This window comes from Chryseobacterium sp. 22458, assembly GCF_052044975.1.
GTDB lineage: Bacteria > Bacteroidota > Bacteroidia > Flavobacteriales > Weeksellaceae > Chryseobacterium.
Genome location: NZ_JBQEOA010000002.1, coordinates 112,345 through 130,522 on the forward strand (window position 1 = coordinate 112,345; position 18,178 = coordinate 130,522).

The 18,178-nt window shown below is 36.4% G+C and carries 17 protein-coding genes; 14 read left to right on the top strand and 3 right to left on the bottom strand.

Going from position 1 to position 18,178, the window contains the following annotated elements; all coding sequences use genetic code 11:
- Positions 1–24: 24 nt before the first annotated feature.
- From ACTJJF_RS07825 to ACTJJF_RS07860, 8 genes are all read left to right on the top strand, one after another.
- On the top strand, positions 25–858 hold the full coding sequence (locus ACTJJF_RS07825; RefSeq protein WP_065399480.1) for an OmpA family protein: 834 nt from the start codon (positions 25–27) through the stop codon (positions 856–858).
- Positions 859–1,122: 264 nt separating this feature from the next.
- Positions 1,123–1,959, top strand: coding sequence for an FkbM family methyltransferase (locus ACTJJF_RS07830; RefSeq protein ID WP_440699282.1), 837 nt, complete (start codon positions 1,123–1,125; stop codon positions 1,957–1,959).
- A 255-nt stretch (positions 1,960–2,214) separates the two neighbouring features.
- Positions 2,215–4,710, top strand: coding sequence for a M1 family metallopeptidase (locus ACTJJF_RS07835; RefSeq protein WP_440699283.1), 2,496 nt, complete (start codon positions 2,215–2,217; stop codon positions 4,708–4,710).
- Between the two features lie 669 nt (positions 4,711–5,379).
- Positions 5,380–5,532: a CCPGW family putative bacteriocin gene (locus tag ACTJJF_RS07840; protein WP_312303306.1), complete on the top strand. Its 153-nt coding sequence runs from the start codon at positions 5,380–5,382 to the stop codon at positions 5,530–5,532.
- 134 nt (positions 5,533–5,666) lie between these two features.
- The gene (locus tag ACTJJF_RS07845) at positions 5,667–6,314 is read left to right on the top strand and encodes an O-methyltransferase (protein ID WP_440699284.1); all 648 of its coding nucleotides are present in this window, start codon (positions 5,667–5,669) and stop codon (positions 6,312–6,314) included.
- A gap of 89 nt (positions 6,315–6,403) precedes the next feature.
- Positions 6,404–7,120, top strand: a complete 717-nt coding sequence (locus ACTJJF_RS07850; protein WP_440699285.1) for a C40 family peptidase — start codon at positions 6,404–6,406, stop codon at positions 7,118–7,120.
- 11 nt (positions 7,121–7,131) lie between these two features.
- Positions 7,132–7,602 carry a DUF1648 domain-containing protein gene (locus ACTJJF_RS07855; protein WP_440699286.1) on the top strand — a complete coding sequence of 157 codons (471 nt, stop codon included), beginning with the start codon at positions 7,132–7,134 and terminating at the stop codon, positions 7,600–7,602.
- Between the two features lie 12 nt (positions 7,603–7,614).
- Complete coding sequence (locus ACTJJF_RS07860; protein WP_440699287.1) at positions 7,615–8,853, top strand: 3-deoxy-D-manno-octulosonic acid transferase; 1,239 nt, start codon at positions 7,615–7,617, stop codon at positions 8,851–8,853.
- On the opposite strand, the gene ACTJJF_RS07865 is transcribed toward ACTJJF_RS07860, so the two are convergent.
- The 3 genes from ACTJJF_RS07865 to ACTJJF_RS07875 are packed head-to-tail and all read right to left on the bottom strand — an operon-like array spanning position 8,845 to position 11,282.
- A complete protein-coding gene (locus ACTJJF_RS07865) occupies positions 8,845–9,471 on the bottom strand; it encodes a deoxyuridine 5'-triphosphate nucleotidohydrolase (RefSeq protein ID WP_440699288.1) in 627 nt (208 codons plus the stop codon). The two genes, ACTJJF_RS07860 and ACTJJF_RS07865, sit on opposite strands and share 9 nt — an antisense overlap.
- On the bottom strand, positions 9,471–10,226 hold the full coding sequence (locus ACTJJF_RS07870) for a glycosyltransferase family 2 protein (protein WP_440699289.1): 756 nt from the start codon (positions 10,224–10,226) through the stop codon (positions 9,471–9,473). The genes ACTJJF_RS07865 and ACTJJF_RS07870 overlap by 1 nt, the downstream gene beginning before the upstream one ends.
- 24 nt (positions 10,227–10,250) lie before the next feature.
- The gene (locus tag ACTJJF_RS07875) at positions 10,251–11,282 is read right to left on the bottom strand and encodes an acyltransferase family protein (RefSeq protein WP_440699290.1); all 1,032 of its coding nucleotides are present in this window, start codon (positions 11,280–11,282) and stop codon (positions 10,251–10,253) included.
- Positions 11,283–11,427: 145 nt separating this feature from the next.
- Between ACTJJF_RS07875 and ACTJJF_RS07880 the strand changes: the two genes are divergently transcribed.
- From ACTJJF_RS07880 to ACTJJF_RS07905, 6 genes are all read left to right on the top strand, one after another.
- On the top strand, positions 11,428–11,904 hold the full coding sequence (locus ACTJJF_RS07880; protein WP_312303326.1) for a lipocalin family protein: 477 nt from the start codon (positions 11,428–11,430) through the stop codon (positions 11,902–11,904).
- Between the two features lie 182 nt (positions 11,905–12,086).
- Positions 12,087–14,900 carry a leucine--tRNA ligase gene (leuS, locus tag ACTJJF_RS07885; protein WP_440699291.1) on the top strand — a complete coding sequence of 938 codons (2,814 nt, stop codon included), beginning with the start codon at positions 12,087–12,089 and terminating at the stop codon, positions 14,898–14,900.
- A 240-nt stretch (positions 14,901–15,140) separates the two neighbouring features.
- Positions 15,141–16,004, top strand: coding sequence for a MotA/TolQ/ExbB proton channel family protein (locus ACTJJF_RS07890; RefSeq protein WP_065399469.1), 864 nt, complete (start codon positions 15,141–15,143; stop codon positions 16,002–16,004).
- Between the two features lie 61 nt (positions 16,005–16,065).
- Positions 16,066–16,668: an ExbD/TolR family protein gene (locus ACTJJF_RS07895; protein WP_312303330.1), complete on the top strand. Its 603-nt coding sequence runs from the start codon at positions 16,066–16,068 to the stop codon at positions 16,666–16,668.
- A gap of 12 nt (positions 16,669–16,680) precedes the next feature.
- A complete protein-coding gene (locus ACTJJF_RS07900) occupies positions 16,681–17,247 on the top strand; it encodes an ExbD/TolR family protein (RefSeq protein ID WP_065399467.1) in 567 nt (188 codons plus the stop codon).
- A 27-nt stretch (positions 17,248–17,274) separates the two neighbouring features.
- Positions 17,275–18,117: an energy transducer TonB gene (locus ACTJJF_RS07905; protein WP_065399466.1), complete on the top strand. Its 843-nt coding sequence runs from the start codon at positions 17,275–17,277 to the stop codon at positions 18,115–18,117.
- Positions 18,118–18,178: the final 61 nt, after the last annotated feature.

Consider the following 18,178-nt stretch of genomic DNA (forward strand, 5'->3'; position numbering starts at 1 on the left):
TGATTGGTCTAAAAAAGATTATTTATGAAGATTTTAAAAATTGTAGCAGTTTCTGCAATGGCACTGGGGCTGACATCTTGTGTAAGCAAGAAGCAATATGATGCGCTGAGCACAAACTATAAGCAGTGTATTGAAAATATCGGCGAAAGACAAAGAGAAATTCAGGATCTGAAATCTCAGAATTCTGCATTGACAGGAGAAAATAACTTATTGAAATCTCAGCACGATGCTTTGAAATCATCTCTTGATGCATGTCTGTCCAACACTGGAAAAAGCTCTGCTAACATTGATAAACTGGTAGGCGAGATCAATGCTTCAAACTCTTATATCAAGCAATTGATATCAAGCAATGCTAAAAACGACAGTTTGAATCTTGCCTTGTCTAACAAGCTGAAGAGATCTTTGGATAATGTATCTGATGAAGATGTACAGGTGAAAGTGCTGAAAGGTGTGGTAATGATCTCCCTTTCTGATAAAATGCTATACAAAACAGGAGATTACAATATCTTACCTGCAGCTCAGGAAGTATTGGGTAAAGTGGCTAAAGTGATCAATGATTATGACAAATATTCTGTACTGATTGAAGGTAATACAGATAATGCACCGTTGAATTCTGCAAACCTGCCAAGAGACAACTGGGATCTTTCTGCACTGAGAGGTACTTCTGTAGCTAAAGTTCTTCAGACCCAGTTTGGAGTAGATCCTGCAAGAATTACAGCAGGAGGACGTTCCGAATACAATCCTAAAGCAACAAACATGAGCGTTTCAGGAAGAGCAGAAAACAGAAGAACAGAAATCATCATTATGCCTAAGCTGGATGAATTCATGAAGTTAATGGATATTGCTCCGAAAAAATAATAACTGATTGATAGGAGATTGTTAAACTTTCTGCAACTTCTGTTATTCTTTAATAATATAAGCCACAAAAGCTGAAAACTTAAAAATAACTTGAGTTTTTAGCTTTTGTGGCTTTTTGTTTTATTATAATTTGGGGTGTTTGTAAGTTGTTGTAAATCAGTTTTTAATAAAATTTACGATAAGTTGATGTTACAGTTGAAAATTTTATTAAATTCATAACCGCTACTATAGAAGCAATTATAAAAATATTATAACACAATTTGTATGAGAGAAATTATTACTAAAGGCAGTCATGTACTGTTCAAAGAAGGCATTATTAATTACATTAAAAGAAAGCTGAATATTACCTATCTGGATAGTATCATGACGTATACCATTGATTATCGGGGTAAAAAAACTAAAATCATTCTTAACAGGAAATTTGGATTCGTAGATATGATGATTTTTAAACATGGTATTTATGAAAAAGATATTATAGATGATATATATGCTGAACTGGATGATACCAAAATAATGTTGGATATCGGTTCCAATATAGGCCAGCACAGTTTAATTCTAAGTTCCTATTGTAAACAGATATATGCCTTTGAACCTATTCCAAAGGTGTATGACCAATTCAGAAGTAGTATTGCTAAAAATGATATTAAAAATATCAAAACATATAATCTCGGAATCAGCAACAGAAGTGAAACCAAGGAATTTAATTTCATTGACAATCATGCCGGAGCAAGCTCTTTTATAGACAGAGCTGATGAACATGCCCATAAAATAACCGTTACAACTGATACTCTCAGCAATATTTTAGGTGACACTTCATTTCATGTTATGAAAATAGACGTTGAAGGATATGAAGCTGTAGTTATACTGGGAAATAAAGAAATCATTCTGAAGAACAGACCCGTAATTTTTGTTGAATACGACAGAAAATGGATTCTGGAAGAAGGTTCTCATACTCCTGAAGAATTATATAGCTTTTTTATAGAGAATGGTTTTCAGATATACAGCAGAATTCAGAATAAAAATATAGAACAGGAAGATTTTAATAAAATATTTCAGGATAATTGGGTCATAAAACCCATACCGGGATTCCAGAAAGATTAACAGGCTTCAGTTGTTGATCAGATCTGACATCAGTTCACATAATCAATGTTAAAAACTTTACTGCTAAAGTATTAAATCCCGGATTTTCCCGGGATCTTTTTTTGTGAATGAATTGTTATTTTCTCATGTAACTTTTAAAGCAATAGGACTACCTATTAAAAAAACGATACAGCCTTTGGGAATCAGAATAATATGCTAATGTTGAAGGAAGTTCACCACTGCTTATCAGAAAATTATCCATAAAAATATTAGCATATGAAAAAAATGATTCTATCGGTAAGCTTATTGGGCTTGCTTTTACCCGCAATAGCCTTCGCACAAACGGAAACCTCAGGAAGAGAAAAAATATATAAAGCCACTCACGTCAAAAGTACGGAGCTGAAACATACGAAGCTGAAAGTAAATTTTGATTATCAGAATGAGCAAATGAATGGGGAAGAATGGCTCACCGCATCTCCTTATTTTTATCCGTCAGATTCATTGATACTGGATGCCAAGGCAATGCTGATCCACGAAGTAGCAATGGATAAGAGTGGGAATAAAGTTCCGCTAAAATATAATTATACCAATAACGTTCTTACAATTACTCTGGATAAGACCTATAACCGGAATCAGGATTATACGGTTTATATAAAATATACCGCACGCCCTAATGAAGCGGAGAAGCAGGGAAGTCCCGCAAAAGGTCTCTATTTTATCAATGCACAAGGAAAAGATAAAAATTATCCTACTCAGATCTGGACAGATGGAGAATCGGAATATTCTTCAGTATGGTTTCCTACGATAGATAAGCCCAATCAGAAAACTACTCAGGAAATTTATATGACCGTTCCGGATAAATATCTGACCCTTTCCAATGGTGTTTTGAAAGAATCAGCAAAAGAATCCGGAGGAATGAGGACGGATCATTGGGTGATGGACAAAAGACATTCTGTATATCTTTTCTTCATGGGAGTTGGAGAGTATGTAGTGGTAAAAGACAAATGGAGAAACATTCCGATAGATTATTATGTGGAAAAGGAATATGAGCCTTATGCCAGACAGATTTACGGAAATACCCCTGAAATGATGGAGTTTTTCTCTAAAAAATTAGACTATGATTATCCGTGGCCAAAATATGCGCAAATTTCAGCAAGAGATTATACAAGTGTAGCCATGGAAAATACAACCGCTACCCTTCATAGTCATGATGTATTGCAGAAGCCGGGACAACTGATTGATGAAAATAAATGGGAAGAATACATTGCTCACGAACTGTTTCATCATTGGTTTGGAGATCTGGTGACCAATGAAAGCTGGAGCAATCTTACATTGAACGAGTCGTTTGCCAATTATTCCGAATATCTCTGGAATGAATATAAATTCGGAAAAGACCAGGCTGATTATCATTTAATGTCAAATGTCGGCCGGTACCTCAGAAGCCCTTCGGATTTCACTAAAGATCTTGTACGGTTTAGTTATGAATCCCCGGAAGATGTTTTTGATGTGGTCTCTTATCAGAAAGGAGGCGGAATTCTGCATATGCTGAGAAATTATCTGGGTGATGAAGCCTTTTTTACAGGAATAAGTGATTTCCTGAAAACCTATGAATATAAAAATGCAGAGGCCCAGCAATTAAGATTATCGTTTGAAAAAATTTCAGGAAAAGATCTGAATTGGTTTTTCAATCAATGGTATTATGGAAGCGGAAATCCTAAATTAGATTATTCATATACCTTTGAACCGGTAAAAAAGCAGGTCGAACTGGTGATCAGCCAGTCTCAGGAAAAACCTTTTGAATTCCCCCTGGCAATTGATGTATATGATAACGGAAAACCTGTACGGTATAACGTTTGGGTAAATGCTAAAGCTAAGAATACTTTCAGTTTTAATGTTCTAAAAAATCCTGATCTGATCAATATCAATGCTGACGGAATATTGCTTTCTGAAATTGCAGATAAAAAAACGGCTGCACAGAACCTGCTGCAGTTTACCCAGTCCAGAGAATTTTTAAGCCGATATAAGGCATTGATGGGGATAAAGGATATTCCGGATGATCCTGCATCAATCAAACTGTTTCAGGCTGCCCTGAAAGATCCTTTCTTCAGAATCCGGATTAAAGCTTTGGAGCTGCTGGATCTTACCCATAAGGACCAGGCGAAAGCTCTTACTGCTGATGTAGAAAAATTAGCCGGTAATGATCCTAAAACCCTGGTGCAGGCAGCCGCTATTTCTGCTTTAGCCAAAACAAAAAATAAAAAATACCTTTCCCTGTTTGAGAAAGGAGTGAATGCGGTATCCAATTCCGTAAAAGGAAATTCACTGAAGGCTATTATAACGACGGATCCTTCCAAAGCCGATAAGCTGATTGATAAAATTGATCTGTCCGGAGCATCCCAGAGTTTACTTATCAGTATGATTCCCATTGTTGTTAAGAATAATGTGACTTCCCAAATGCAGCATATTGTTCCGGTTGTGGTGCTTTATCCGTTATTCCGGGAGAAAAATCCGGAGCTGGAAAAATCTGCAGCGGAAGGGTTCAGCTGGATGATGTCGTCTGATAATAAGGCAGCAACAGAAGGAATGGCTAAAATTTTAAGACAGGTAAAAGATTTTGTTCTGCAAGATCCGAAAACCAAAGCGAAGTTTTCTCAGATGCTGCAAGAAGGGATTGCCCGGAAAATGGAGTTTCTGAAGCAGAATCCGCAAAAAGCAGAAAGTGTCAACGAACAAATAGCCGTGTTAAACAAACTATTAGAAGATTATAAGTGATTCCGCAGATGTTGGAATACAAACTGTTCTTTTTGATAAGTCTGCGTAAATAAAAAAGTTTTATAAATATTATTGAGGCTTGAAATAGTATTGGAAGCTTTATAAAGAAATGAAATAGTGAAAGTTAAATAGGGACAGATTTTAAAGCAAGATCTCAGGAGTTGTTTTAATGCAAATAAAAATAAGCCCCGAAGGAGATCGGAGCTTATTTTGTTAATCAAATTAATTCTTCCTTTTTCAAGAGCGAAATAATTCGTCGTAAAAATGAATTGGATATTTCAGTCTTAGTTTTTTTGGCAGAAGAATTTGTTCTGCCTTTCGGCAGAACAGTTTGATTCCCATGGTTAGTTTGTGCTTCTCCTGCAATCATTTGTTCTCTTAGTGTTTTTACCCGTTTTTCTTTTCACAAAATTATTATTAATACCACATCAAAAACATCCGTATTTTCCCGGTATTTTATATGGGGTTTTCCCTGATGAAATTATTTTTTCCGGTTTCAGGATATAATAAACTATGAATTTATTTTATGGTGGCACTAATCTTAACTTATATGAAATCAATTGCTTATTTAAATAAAAATATGTATATTAAAATCTCTTATTGATGAAATAATTACAGAGGTATCCGAAAATCTTTAAGAGTAGGAAATTAAACTAAACCAAAATCATTATGAAAAATCTACAAAAACTTTCAAGAGGACAGATGAAAAATGTGCAGGGAGCTGCCGTTGATTGTAACCCGCAGATAATTTGTCAGAGACATACAGACTGCTGTCCGGGATGGGCATGCCCGGGAAGAGGACAATATTGTATAGCAATTTAAGCTTCAATGCATCAAAGCAGTTAAACGGAAAAGAGAGATTAATTTCTCTCTTTTCCGTTTAATCTTGTGAATACAGCCACAGTATTCAAGAAATAAACTTTAAAATTCCGTAAATTTGTTTAAATTAAAATTGTATGAGTTTTTTTGAAGAAAAAAATCCCGAAATGGATCGATATTTGGAAGCACACGCTTCTTCGGAATCTGAAATTCTGAAAAACCTGAGAAGAGAAACTTATCAAAAAACAACGCAGCCGCATATGATCTCAGGATACCAGCAGGGAAGGCTGCTTACAATCATTTCCCAGATACTGCAGCCGAAAAATATTCTTGAAATAGGAACTTTTACAGGCTATGCAACATTATGCCTGGCGTCAGGGTTAAGTAAGGATGGGAAAATCACTACGCTTGATGTGAATGAAGATCTGGCGTATCTGCCGGAGAAATACTTTGAAGAAAGTGAATTTGCCGGTCAGATTGATTTCAGACTGCAGGATGCTAAAGAATTTTTAAAAGAAACCGATGAGGTTTTTGACCTGATTTTTGTAGACGCAGATAAAGAGAATTATGCTGAATATTTTAAACTGATAAAACCTCATACAAAATCAGGAACCGTAGTTCTGTTTGACAATGTACTGTGGTATGGGAAGGTGCTGGAAGAAAACCCGAAACAGAAATCCACACAGTCTATCAAAGAATTAAACGATTTAGTGGCAAAAGACGACGATTTTGAAAATCTTATTTTACCTTTGCGGGACGGAGTAAATTTTCTTAGAAGAAAATAAATTAAAAGATTTAAAAATTAAAAAATTAAAATATTTTACGGAATCTGATTCTTTAATCTTTAAATCATTCAATCTTTTAATTTTAATCAATGAATAAAGGAATTTGTATAGTTACGGTAGCACCGGTTCGGGCAGAAAATTCTGACAGAGCAGAAATTGTTACGGAAATATTGTTCGGGGAAAGTGCGGATATTTTGGAAGTTGATAAAAACTGGACCAAAATAAAAATGCACTATGACGGCTATGAAGGATGGATGGATACGAAACAGATAAAACCTGTAACAGATGAGGAGCTAACCAACAGAAAAACAACCGTAGTTACTGAAGACTTTTCTTCCGTATTAACGAATGACGGGAAAATGCTGCTGTCTATGGGATCGGAAGTAGAATTTCCTGTAGTGGCTTCAAGAAGAAGTCATGATGTAAGAGAAAGTATTGCCCTGACTGCGAAAGAATTCCTTAATATCCCTTACCTATGGGGCGGGAAAAGCTTTTTTGCAGTAGACTGCTCCGGATTTACCCAACTGGTTTATAAAATTCACGGAATCAAAATTCCAAGAGATGCTTCCCAACAGGCTGAAGTGGGAGAAGCCCTTACCTTTGTGGAAGAAACACAGCCGGGAGACATGGCTTTTTTTGAAAATGCCGAAGGAAAGATCATCCACGTAGGGATTATGCTGGAAAACCAGAAGATCATTCACGCATCAGGAAAAGTAAGAATCGATACTCTGGATTCTACAGGGATTTTCAATAAAGAAATGAATAAGCATACTCATAAGCTGAGGGTACTCAGAAGTGTTATTTAGAACGAGATAATATGAAAACTTCCAGAATACTGTTGATTGTAAATATCCTTTTGCTTATCGTGATCTGGATCTTTACAGGCATAAAGTATTCGGAACTTCCGGAAATTATTCCTACCCATTTTGATCTCCAGGGAAATGTAGACGGAGAGTCAGAAAAATCAATGATCTGGATCCCGCCCTGTATTGCTGCTTTTATTTCTTTTGTTTTCTGGGGAATACCTAAAAATCCTAACTCTCCTTTGGTGAACGTCCCTGATAGCTTTCGTAATAAAGAAACACTGGAGCTGTATATGTTTTCCCTGCAGTTTCCTGTAATGCTCTTATTCCTGGATATTGTTGTAGAAAGTATACGTATTGCAGAAGGGAAACAAACCGAACTCAGCAATGCTGTTTTCTTCATTTTAGCATTACTGTTTGTAGTGCTTGGAGTAGGTATGGTAAAAGCCATCCAGGCAGGAAAGAAACAAAAATCTGACGATTAAATCAAACCAACATTGGAACTGCTTTACAATATATTTATCAGCCTTCTTACTTTCGGAATGAAAGTATTTTCTTTCTTTAATACAAAAACTAAAAAAGGCGTTGAAGGGAGAAAAGAATCTCTGCATAAAGTGCAGGCTGCTTTTTCAGAAACAGATAAAGTAATCTGGATGCATGCTGCAAGCTTAGGAGAGTATGAACAGGGACTTCCCGTATTGGAAAAGCTCAAAGAAAAACTTCCGGACCATAAAATCCTCGTCACCTTTTTTTCTCCGTCAGGTTATGAAAATGTTATTAAAAAGAAACATATAGCCGATGCGATTTGCTACCTTCCATTTGATAAAAAAGCGATTATAAAAGAGTTCGTTTCACAATTTGATGTTAAACTATTTTTTACGGTGAAGTACGATTACTGGTATAACCTGCTTGCCGAACTGAAAAACCGGAATGTAAAGGTCTATGTGATTTCTGCCCTTTTCTACGAAAACCAATCCTTCTTCACTTCATATGGGAAATGGTTTGTAAAACAGCTTCAGAAAAATGTAGACTGGTTCTTTCATCAGACACAGGTTTCTTTTGCGCTGGCTAAAAGTATAGGCCTTACTCAATCTTCAGTTACAGGAGATACGAGATTTGACAGGGTAAAACAGCTTCGTGAGCGTGATAATCATGTTAAACATATCAAAGATTTCATAGGAGACAATAAAGCTGTTGTTTTTGGAAGCTCATGGCAGGCAGAAGAGAAAATTGCAGCAATAGTTTACAGGAAAAATCCTTATCTGAAAATTATTATAGCGCCCCATGATCTGAAAAGAGTAGAGCATTTAAAAAATCTGTATCCTGATGCATTGTTGTACAGTGAAATAGAAACCAGTGAATTACCGATTACTGATTATTCAATTTTAATCATCGACAGTATAGGTTTATTATCAAAAATATATTCCTATGCAGATGTAGCAGTAGTAGGCGGAGGATTTCATGATGCGGGACTGCATAATATTTTGGAAGCGGCAACCTTTGGAGTTCCTGTAGTTTTTGGAAACCGTTACAAAAAGAATCCTGAAGCAGATGAACTGATTTCTTATGATGGTGGAAAGTCTTTTGGAGACGAATATGCAGCAGCAGAATTTGTTCTTTTTCTGACCAACGGAGATAACGAAGAAGAGCTTGCCTCAATGTCACAGAATGCCCGAAAGTTTGTAGATGAAAAACCTGATTCTACCGCTATGATTTTAGCGAAAATATTATCTTAAAAATCCCTGGCTTTTAATGTCTTTCACGATCTGGTCAATATTTTCCGGAATCCTGTCACATTCCAGCCAGTTAATGTCAAGACCATTATTGATACAGAGTTTTTGAAGATAATGATTCTCTGAGATCTTCTTTTGAGTATTACGGAAATATTCATCAATTTCCATCCAATAATCTTCGTCCAGTTTTTTTACCAGGATCAATGATTTAAAGATTTTGTTGATAATATAAATATAAAGCTTGTAAACATTGTCAAACCTTTGTCTGCTGAAATCGCTGTTGTTTTCCAGTATCTTGTTGACAAGAAGAAGATTCAGGGAAATCTCTCCGAATTTATCAGTTGTTATTTTTACGTGCTCTGTGATCTCAGCACTTATTTTTCTAACAGTAGACAGAAAATATTTAGCATTTCCCACATATTTTGTAGCCAGAAGAGTCTGTGTCTCTACATGGTCTTCCATGGCATCTCTTTTATCATCCGTAGTTTCCGGATCAATGAGCTCAAAATACAGCTTTTTAGAAAGCAATTTATCCTTTCTCAGCAATCTGAAGATCAGTTTATCTTTCTCAGGACCGGAAAAAGCACTCAATGCCGCTTTAAATTCTTTTGAATACTCCATTAATTGAAAATTTTCGAATATTTCAGGAATCCGTTTAATGCCCAGTTAGCCGTATAATACAAAGAAGTCAGGGTAGAAAATCCCATGAAATCTTTATACACGAGGTACTGGTCTTTGATGATATTTTTCTTATTTCTGGAAACACTGTTTTCACGCATTCTGTATTTGGCTAATGTTTTATTGATGGGCATTCCTTCGGGAATTACTTTTAAAAGATTAAGCCACATCACATGGTCTTCACGTTTGCTTTTTACCGGGAACAGAAACTTTCCAACCCTTTTTGTATCGTACATTGTTGAAACCGGTGCCAGGCGGCAGGTCTTGAGAAGATTAGAGAATGTTACCACTGTATCAGCCAGGAAATCTTTAAGGATAGGCTGAAGCTGCTCATTACATCTGGAATAATTACAATAAACAAGTTCTGCGTGGTGTTCCTGCATATGATCCGTCATGGTTTCAAGGTATTCCGGGTACCAGAAGTCATCGGAATCCAGAAAAGCGATATACCGCCCCTGGGCTCTTTCAAGACTGTTGTTTCTTGCATTACCGGCCCCGCCATTTTTTTCCAAAACCTGAAGTTTTATCCGGGGATCGTTGTATTTTCTGATGATCTCAACCGTATTGTCTTTAGAAAGATCATCAGTGATCAGCCATTCCCAATTCTCATAGGTCTGGTTCAGAACAGATTGTATTGTTTCTTCAATAAATTCTGCTGAGTTGTAACAGGGGGTGATGATGGAGACAAGATCTTTCATTTGTGCTGTAAAATATCTGTAAAATTATAAAAATCTTTTTTCATAAAAATGCCATGAGGCAATTCCGACTCCAATTACGGTCAGCATACAGACAAAACTCATCATATAAGGGTTATAATCTTCAAACAGTCCCAATGTCTGGAACACCCTGATAATAGGGAAGTGGAAGATATAAATGCCATAGGTGAAATCTCCGTATTTGCCGAAATTATTTAAGAACTTGAATGAATAGGCAATATACATTACGATAACACCAATCATCATTGGGGAAAAAAGCTGAATATTTAAATACAGATCAATCCACACAGTGGCAAACGCAATGATGAAAATGAGATTTTTATGTTGGATGAATTTATCAAAATTGAAATAAATCAGCATTCCGGGGATAAAATAGGATAACGTTCCGGGAAGCTGTTTGGCAATTGAGATTTTATTTAAAGATTCAAAATAATTCAGATAAATAAGCGAAAGGAAGTATAAAATAACCAAACTTATATTTCTGTACTTATTATTCTTTCCGAAAAGCAAAAAGAGCAAAGGAACAGAGAAATAGTAACACATTTCTATCTTCAGTGTCCACAGCGCACCATTCACTGCCTGATTTCCAAACACTCCGGGAAGCCATGGTGCCTTGAAATTTAAAAATAATGAATTCCAGAAAAGATATTTGTAAACCTGTGTATTACTGAAATATTCGGTGAAAGAATAGGTGCTTACCAGGCTTAATAAAATTGCACATAAAAAAATAACCAATAAGTAAGCGGGAACAATTCTTTTGATTCTCTTTTTTAAATAACTTTTGAGGCTTGAAGATCTGTCGTAGCTTCTTGCAATAAGAAATCCGCTCACTGCAAAAAAGCCGAATACGGCAATTTCTATAGGGCTGTGCTCAAAAATCTTGAGATCAGGAGAGGCGCTGAGGGTGCCAAGATGTCCCACAAAGACAATAAAGGCGAGGAGAACACGGATGAAATCAAAATTGTTTTTCGTTATATCCTGCATTTGCATTTTGTTTCCTGCAAAAATAACTTTTTTAATAAAATGTTCAGTGCTCATGCATTCATTATTTGTTAAATAAAGGGAAAATGAGGTCTTCACGTTTTTAAATATATATAAATAAAGGGAGATGAAATAATTTTTCATAAAAAATAGTAATATAAATCAAAAAAATTATAATTTTAGCGCTTGAAAAAATTGATCTATGAAGAAATTAGCATTACTATTTGCAGGTTTATCTTTGTTTGCTGTAGCTACAGGCTGTAGTGATGACAATGATACTGTTCTGGAAGCTCCTCTTGTTGGGACATGGCAACCGTTGAAAGAAGTAGTTACCACTGTAGAAGTTGGTGAAGACCCGGTTTCTAACACGATTACTTATACAGATTGTCAGAAACAGACAAGATGGTGGTTCAGCGTTGACTCTAAAGGAGGCAAAACGAACTGGGGAGATACCGCTACACCTGGTCAGTGTGCTATTCTTTCAGATATAAAATTCAATTATACCTATAATAAGGAAGGGAAAGACGTTCAGATGAAAATTCAGGGGATCGTAGAGCCACAGAATGCAAAGGTTATTACTTTGGATGCTACAACGCTCAATCTTGCTGTAAGAGAGGAGACGCAGGATCCTACTATATTCCAGACAAGAACATATACCTTCAAAAGAGTTCCTCAATAATAGTATATACTTCAGGATATAAAAACAGATCTCATCTCCGGATGGGATTTTTTTGTTGAGCGGAGAATGGCAATTCATTATAAATTAAATTTTTATTTCCTTTAAAATCACTAATTTTGTGAATCTTGTTAAAAAGAAAATTATTCAATATTTAAAGTCTAACATATAACAGATATAATAAAGTGTTTTACGATCATCAGCAGATAGAAAAAAAGTGGCAGAAATACTGGGAGGAAAATCAAACCTATAAAACCTCCAATAACACGGATAAACCTAAATTTTATGTACTCGATATGTTTCCGTACCCATCCGGGGCAGGGCTTCACGTAGGTCACCCGCTGGGATATATTGCATCAGATATTTATGCGAGATATAAAAGACATCAGGGGTTTAATGTGCTTCACCCGGTAGGATATGACAGCTTCGGACTTCCTGCTGAGCAGTATGCCATTCAGACAGGCCAGCATCCGGCGATTACAACAGAACAGAATATCAACAGATATGAAGAGCAGTTAAGGAAAATCGGATTTTCATTTGACTGGAGCAGAGAGGTGAGAACTTCAGATGCCTCTTATTATAAATGGACACAGTGGATCTTTATCCAGCTGTACCACTCCTGGTATAATAAAAATACAGATAAGGCAGAATCTATCGAAACCCTGATCAAGCATTTCGAAGAAAAAGGAACAGAAGGATTAAATGCCAATCAGAATGACGAATTAAATTTCACTTCAGAAGAGTGGAAAAATGCTTCTGATCTTGATAAAGAAGATATCTTATTAAACTACCGTCTTGCTTACAGAGCAGAAACGACTGTAAACTGGTGCCCTGCATTAGGAACTGTTTTAGCGAATGATGAAGTAAAGGATGGAAAATCCGAAAGAGGAGGTTTCCCTGTATTCCAAAAGAAAATGATGCAGTGGAGTATGAGAATCTCTGCGTACTCTGAAAGATTGTTACAGGGATTAAATACATTAGACTGGCCACAGCCTTTGAAAGATTCCCAGGAATACTGGATCGGGAAATCTCAGGGAGCACAGGTTCAGTTCCAGGTAGAAGGGCACGACGAAATCGTTGAGGTGTTCACTACAAGACCTGATACGATCTTCGGAGCAACTTTTATGGTCTTGGCTCCGGAAAATCCATTAGTGGAAACCATTACTACAGATGCTCAAAAAGCAGAAGTAGATACTTATATTGAAGAAACTTCCAAAAAAACGGAAAGAGACAGAATGTCTGACGTGAAAAACGTGAGCGGAGCTTTCACAGGAAGTTATGCGATCAATCCGTTCAGCGGAGAAAAGATGCCGATCTATATTTCAGACTATGTACTGATGGGATATGGAACGGGAGCTGTAATGGCTGTTCCGGCACATGATGAGCGTGATCACAGATTTGCAAAGAAATTTAACCTTGAAATTAAAAAGGTTGTAGAAACCGAAGAAGATGTTCAGGAAAAATCTTTTGATTCCAAAGATTCCGTTTGTGTAAACTCTGATTTCTTAAACGGATTGAGTTATAATGATGCAAAAACAAAAATAATTGCTGAGATTGAAACGAAAGGAATCGGTCACGGAACTACAAACTACAGACAGCGTGATGCAATTTTCTCAAGACAGCGTTATTGGGGAGAACCTGTTCCTATATATTATAAGGATGGAATGCCTTACACGTTGCCAACCTCTGCTTTACCGTTGGAACTTCCTGAAGTTGAAAAATATTTACCTACAGAAGATGGAGATCCGCCACTAGGAAATGCAAAAGAATTTGCATGGGATGAAGCCAATCAGAAAGTAGTAGCTACAGATTTAATTGATGACAAAACTATTTTCCCGTTAGAGTTATCTACAATGCCGGGTTGGGCAGGAAGCTCATGGTATTTCCTTAGATATATGGATCCTAATGATGAAGAAACTTTTGTTAAAAAAGAACTGGCAGATTATTGGGGACAGGTAGACCTATATATAGGAGGAAGTGAGCACGCAACCGGCCACTTATTATATTCCCGTTTCTGGAACATGTTCTTAAAAGACAGAGGATATATCAGTCATGATGAGCCATTCCAGAAACTGATCAACCAGGGGATGATCTTGGGAATGAGTGCATTTGTTTATAGAATTGACGGTACGAATCAATATGTATCTAAAAATCTGGCCAATCAATATCAGACTCAGCAGATCCATGTTGACGTATCCTTATTAAAAGGAACCTCTGACGAATTGGATACTGAAGCCTTCAAAGCATGGAGGCCGGATTATGCAGATGCAGAATTTATTCTGGAAGACGGAAAATACATCACAGACCGTGAAGTAGAAAAAATGTCCAAGTCAAAATATAACGTAGTAAATCCTGATGACATCTGTGAAGAGTACGGAGCAGACGGTTTAAGATTATATGAAATGTTCTTAGGGCCATTGGAACAGTCCAAGCCTTGGAATACACAGGGACTTAGCGGAGTATACGGTTTCCTTAAAAAATTCTGGAACCTGTATTTCAACGGAGATGTATTTGAAGTTTCAGACGAAGAGCCTACAAAAGCAGAATATAAAGTTTTACATACCTTAATAAAGAAGGTCGTTTATGATATTGAAAACTTCTCTTTCAATACTTCAGTATCATCATTTATGATTGCCGTAAACGAACTTCAGAAATTAAAATGTAACAAGCGCAATATTTTAGAACCTCTTGCCGTTATCATTTCTCCATATGCGCCGCATATCTGTGAAGAATTGTGGAGTTTATCAGGACACGACACCTCTGTCGAATTCGAGAAGTTTCCGGCATTAAACGAGGATTATCTGATCGAGGATGAAATTGAATATCCTGTAAGCGTAAATGGTAAAATGAAGTTCAAAATTTCGCTTTCTGCTCAATTATCTGCTAAGGAGGTAGAAGATTTGGTGATTTCAAATGAGAAAATGCAACAGATTTTGGAAGGAAAAACCCCTAAAAAAATCATTGTAGTCCCTCACCGTATTGTGAATATCGTAATTTAAAAAAAAATTAACATTGGGAAATTAAAAAAAATGGGTGTCTTATTTTTTTGATTTTTTAACCTAAATGTTAAATTTGGAAAAAATAAATAAAATAATTTAAAATAATTATTATTTCGAAATCGTATTAAAATTTCTTTATCAAAAAAAAGCAAAATGTTTAATTAAGACTCTTGCATTTTAATTAATTTTGCCTTTAATTTACACCCTGTAAAATTTTAAAACAATATAATTTAGTTAAATATGGAAATGAATGTTTCAAAAAATGATGAGCAAGTAGTTGCTAGAAAGGCAGGAGGTTTAAATCCAGCTGTTATTATTCCTATTCTATTTGCTATAGGAGTATGTATTTATTTATTCGTTCTTGGTAGCCCAGGAAACTTTAAAGATGCAGAAAAACTAGGAAGTGGGTCTGTAGCTTTCTCAAGTGTTGAAGGAAAAGACATTCACCCAGAGTCGTTTTTAGGGATTATCTACAAAGGAGGGGTTATCGTACCAATCTTGATTACTTTCATGATTACTGTAATCGTTTTCTCTTTTGAAAGATATTTCGTTCTTGGTAAAGCTGCTGGAAAAGGAAACTTAGACAACTTCGTAGTACAGGTAAGAAGCTTACTAAACCAAAACAAAATCGATGAAGCTATCGAAGAGTGTGACAGACAACAAGGTTCTGTAGGTAACGTAGTAAAAGAAGGTCTTACAACTTACAAAGCTCTTGCTCATGATACAACTTTAAATAAAGAGCAGAAAATGGTAGCACTTAACAAAGCTATCGAAGAAGCTACTACTCTTGAGATGCCAATGCTTGAGAAAAACATGATGATCCTTTCTACTTTAGGTACTGTTGCAACGTTAGTAGCACTACTTGGAACGGTAATCGGGATGATCAAGGCGTTCTTTGCATTAGGTTCAGGAGGTGGTACTCCGGATGCTGCTGCTCTATCTACAGGTATCTCTGAAGCCTTGATCAACACGGCATTAGGTATTGGTACTTCAGCTATCGCTATTATCCTTTATAACTTCTTTACGTCTAAAATTGACGGATTAACTTACAAGATCGATGAGATCTCTATGAGTATCCAACAATCTTTCGCTGAATTCAACTAAGAATTAGCAAGATATTTGCATTAGCAATTAAAAGAAGTTTAATTAAAAATACTTTATAATAATGGCGAGAGTCAAACCAAAAAGACATGGAGTAATTACGGACATGACTGCAATGTGTGACGTTGCGTTCCTACTCCTTACGTTCTTTATCTTGACCACTCAGTTTAAAAAGCCTGACGTGGAGCAGATCAAACCGCCATCTTCAATTTCGGAAAAATTGCTTCCTGATGCTAGTTTAATGACTATCAACGCTACTCCGGACGGAAAATTCTATTTCCAGCCGGTAGAAAACGCATCAGAAAGACTTGCACTTTTAGATAAAATGGGACAAAAGTATGGTATTACTTTTGACACTAAACAAAAAGCGGCATTCCAGAAAGTTCAGGCAATCGGTGTTCCTATGAACAAACTTAAAGGTTACCTGGATATGTCTGAAGATGAGCAGAAGAATTATAAGAGTCCTACAGGAGTTCCTATGGACAGTACAAATAAGCAATTAATTGACTGGGTAAAAGAAAGTTTAAGCGTTAATCCTGAATACAAATTAGCTATTAAAGGTGACGTTACAACTGAATATCCTAAAGTTAAGAGTCTGTTTGAAGGTTTAAGAGATATTGATTTTCTTAAATTTTGGTTGATTACATCACAAGAAGGTAAACCATAATAATCATTAGAAATGGCAGAAGTACAAGTACAAGAGAAAGGCGGCAAGGGCGGCAAAGTCCGTTCCAAGAAGCAGAGTACCAGAGTCGATATGACTCCGATGGTGGACTTGGGTTTTCTATTGATTACCTTCTTTATGTTCACAACTACATTCAGTAAACCGAATGTTATGGATTTGGGTCTTCCGGCTAAACCGAAAGATGAAAAACAAAAACCACCTCCAACAGAAATTAAACTTTCTAACTCAATTTCTATCTTATTAGGAAAAAATAACAGAGTTTTCTGGCACCAGCAGGATGCAACTTCCTTGAATGACCAGACTCTTATGGAAACTACTCTTGATAGAGAAGGAATTAGAAAAGTAATTCAGCAGGCAAAATCTAGAGCTGCAGATCAAACGAAATTTACCGTGATCATTAAGCCGACTGACGATGCTGTATATAAGAACTTTGTTGATATTCTTGACGAAATGGCAATTACCAAAAGTGAGCAATACGGTGTGACCGATGTGAAGCCTTGGGAAAAAGCGGTGTACGACAAGAAAGTAGGAGGTGCTGCTGCACCAGCTGCTACAAAGTAATTTAACCATAAAATTGTTATATCTACTATGGCAGATGAAAATGTATACGGTCAGAATCTAACACTAGATGAGATTGTATTTGAAAATAGAAACAAGGAATATGGTGCCTATGATCTTAGACATCAGTATCCGAGACTTTTAACGAAGTCATTTATCATCGGAACAGCTTTATTCCTTTTGGCAGCTTTGTCACCGTTCATCTATCTTACGATTAAAAATCTTACAGCTCCGCCTAAGCAGGAAGTAAAGGCAGATCTTGTAGAGATTATTGAAGATGAGCCGATTATTGATCAGCCGAAAGAAGAAGAACCACCACCACCACCTCCACCACCAAAAGAGGAGGAGAAAATTGAGGTTATTCAGAACGTTGTTCCTGAGCCTGTAAAAGCTCCGAAAATTGAAACTCCACCACCACCGATTTCTAAACAGTTGGAAACTCAAACTGGTTTACAGAATCAGGAGGGGGTAAAAGCTCCGGCTTATACACCACCACCGCCACCACCATCTACAGGTACTAAAGCAAGTACAGTAGAAGTGAAAGCGAATAACCCTAACGAAATCTACAAAGATGTAGACCAGTCTGCAGAATATCCTGGAGGTATGGGTGCATTAAGAAAATTCTTAGGAGATAACTTCGATACTTCCCTGATGGAAGGAGGTGAAGGTACACTTAAAGCTAAGCTTAAGTTCGTTGTAGAAAAAGACGGAACTGTTTCCAATGTTACCATTGAAGAGAAATCTCCAAATGGCGACTTCAACAGTGAAGCAATGCGTGTAGTTAAGAAACTGAAAAAATGGACTCCTGCGAAGAGAAACGGGGAGAGCGTTAGATCTTACTATAGCGTACCATTTACTATGAACTTTGAATAATTAGACTTATTTATTCAGAATATAAATAAAAAGGGAGGCATATGCTTCCCTTTTTATTTTT

Coding starts and splice junctions, on each gene's coding strand:
- ACTJJF_RS07825 (WP_065399480.1), top strand. CDS start 25: ATGAAGATTTTAAAAATTGTAGCAGTTTCTGCAATGGCACTGGGGCTG.
- ACTJJF_RS07830 (WP_440699282.1), top strand. CDS start 1,123: ATGAGAGAAATTATTACTAAAGGCAGTCATGTACTGTTCAAAGAAGGC.
- ACTJJF_RS07835 (WP_440699283.1), top strand. CDS start 2,215: ATGAAAAAAATGATTCTATCGGTAAGCTTATTGGGCTTGCTTTTACCC.
- ACTJJF_RS07840 (WP_312303306.1), top strand. CDS start 5,380: ATGAAAAATCTACAAAAACTTTCAAGAGGACAGATGAAAAATGTGCAG.
- ACTJJF_RS07845 (WP_440699284.1), top strand. CDS start 5,667: ATGAGTTTTTTTGAAGAAAAAAATCCCGAAATGGATCGATATTTGGAA.
- ACTJJF_RS07850 (WP_440699285.1), top strand. CDS start 6,404: ATGAATAAAGGAATTTGTATAGTTACGGTAGCACCGGTTCGGGCAGAA.
- ACTJJF_RS07855 (WP_440699286.1), top strand. CDS start 7,132: ATGAAAACTTCCAGAATACTGTTGATTGTAAATATCCTTTTGCTTATC.
- ACTJJF_RS07865 (WP_440699288.1), bottom strand. CDS start 9,471: ATGGAGTATTCAAAAGAATTTAAAGCGGCATTGAGTGCTTTTTCCGGT.
- ACTJJF_RS07870 (WP_440699289.1), bottom strand. CDS start 10,226: ATGAAAGATCTTGTCTCCATCATCACCCCCTGTTACAACTCAGCAGAA.
- ACTJJF_RS07875 (WP_440699290.1), bottom strand. CDS start 11,282: ATGAGCACTGAACATTTTATTAAAAAAGTTATTTTTGCAGGAAACAAA.
- ACTJJF_RS07880 (WP_312303326.1), top strand. CDS start 11,428: ATGAAGAAATTAGCATTACTATTTGCAGGTTTATCTTTGTTTGCTGTA.
- ACTJJF_RS07890 (WP_065399469.1), top strand. CDS start 15,141: ATGGAAATGAATGTTTCAAAAAATGATGAGCAAGTAGTTGCTAGAAAG.
- ACTJJF_RS07895 (WP_312303330.1), top strand. CDS start 16,066: ATGGCGAGAGTCAAACCAAAAAGACATGGAGTAATTACGGACATGACT.
- ACTJJF_RS07900 (WP_065399467.1), top strand. CDS start 16,681: ATGGCAGAAGTACAAGTACAAGAGAAAGGCGGCAAGGGCGGCAAAGTC.
- ACTJJF_RS07905 (WP_065399466.1), top strand. CDS start 17,275: ATGGCAGATGAAAATGTATACGGTCAGAATCTAACACTAGATGAGATT.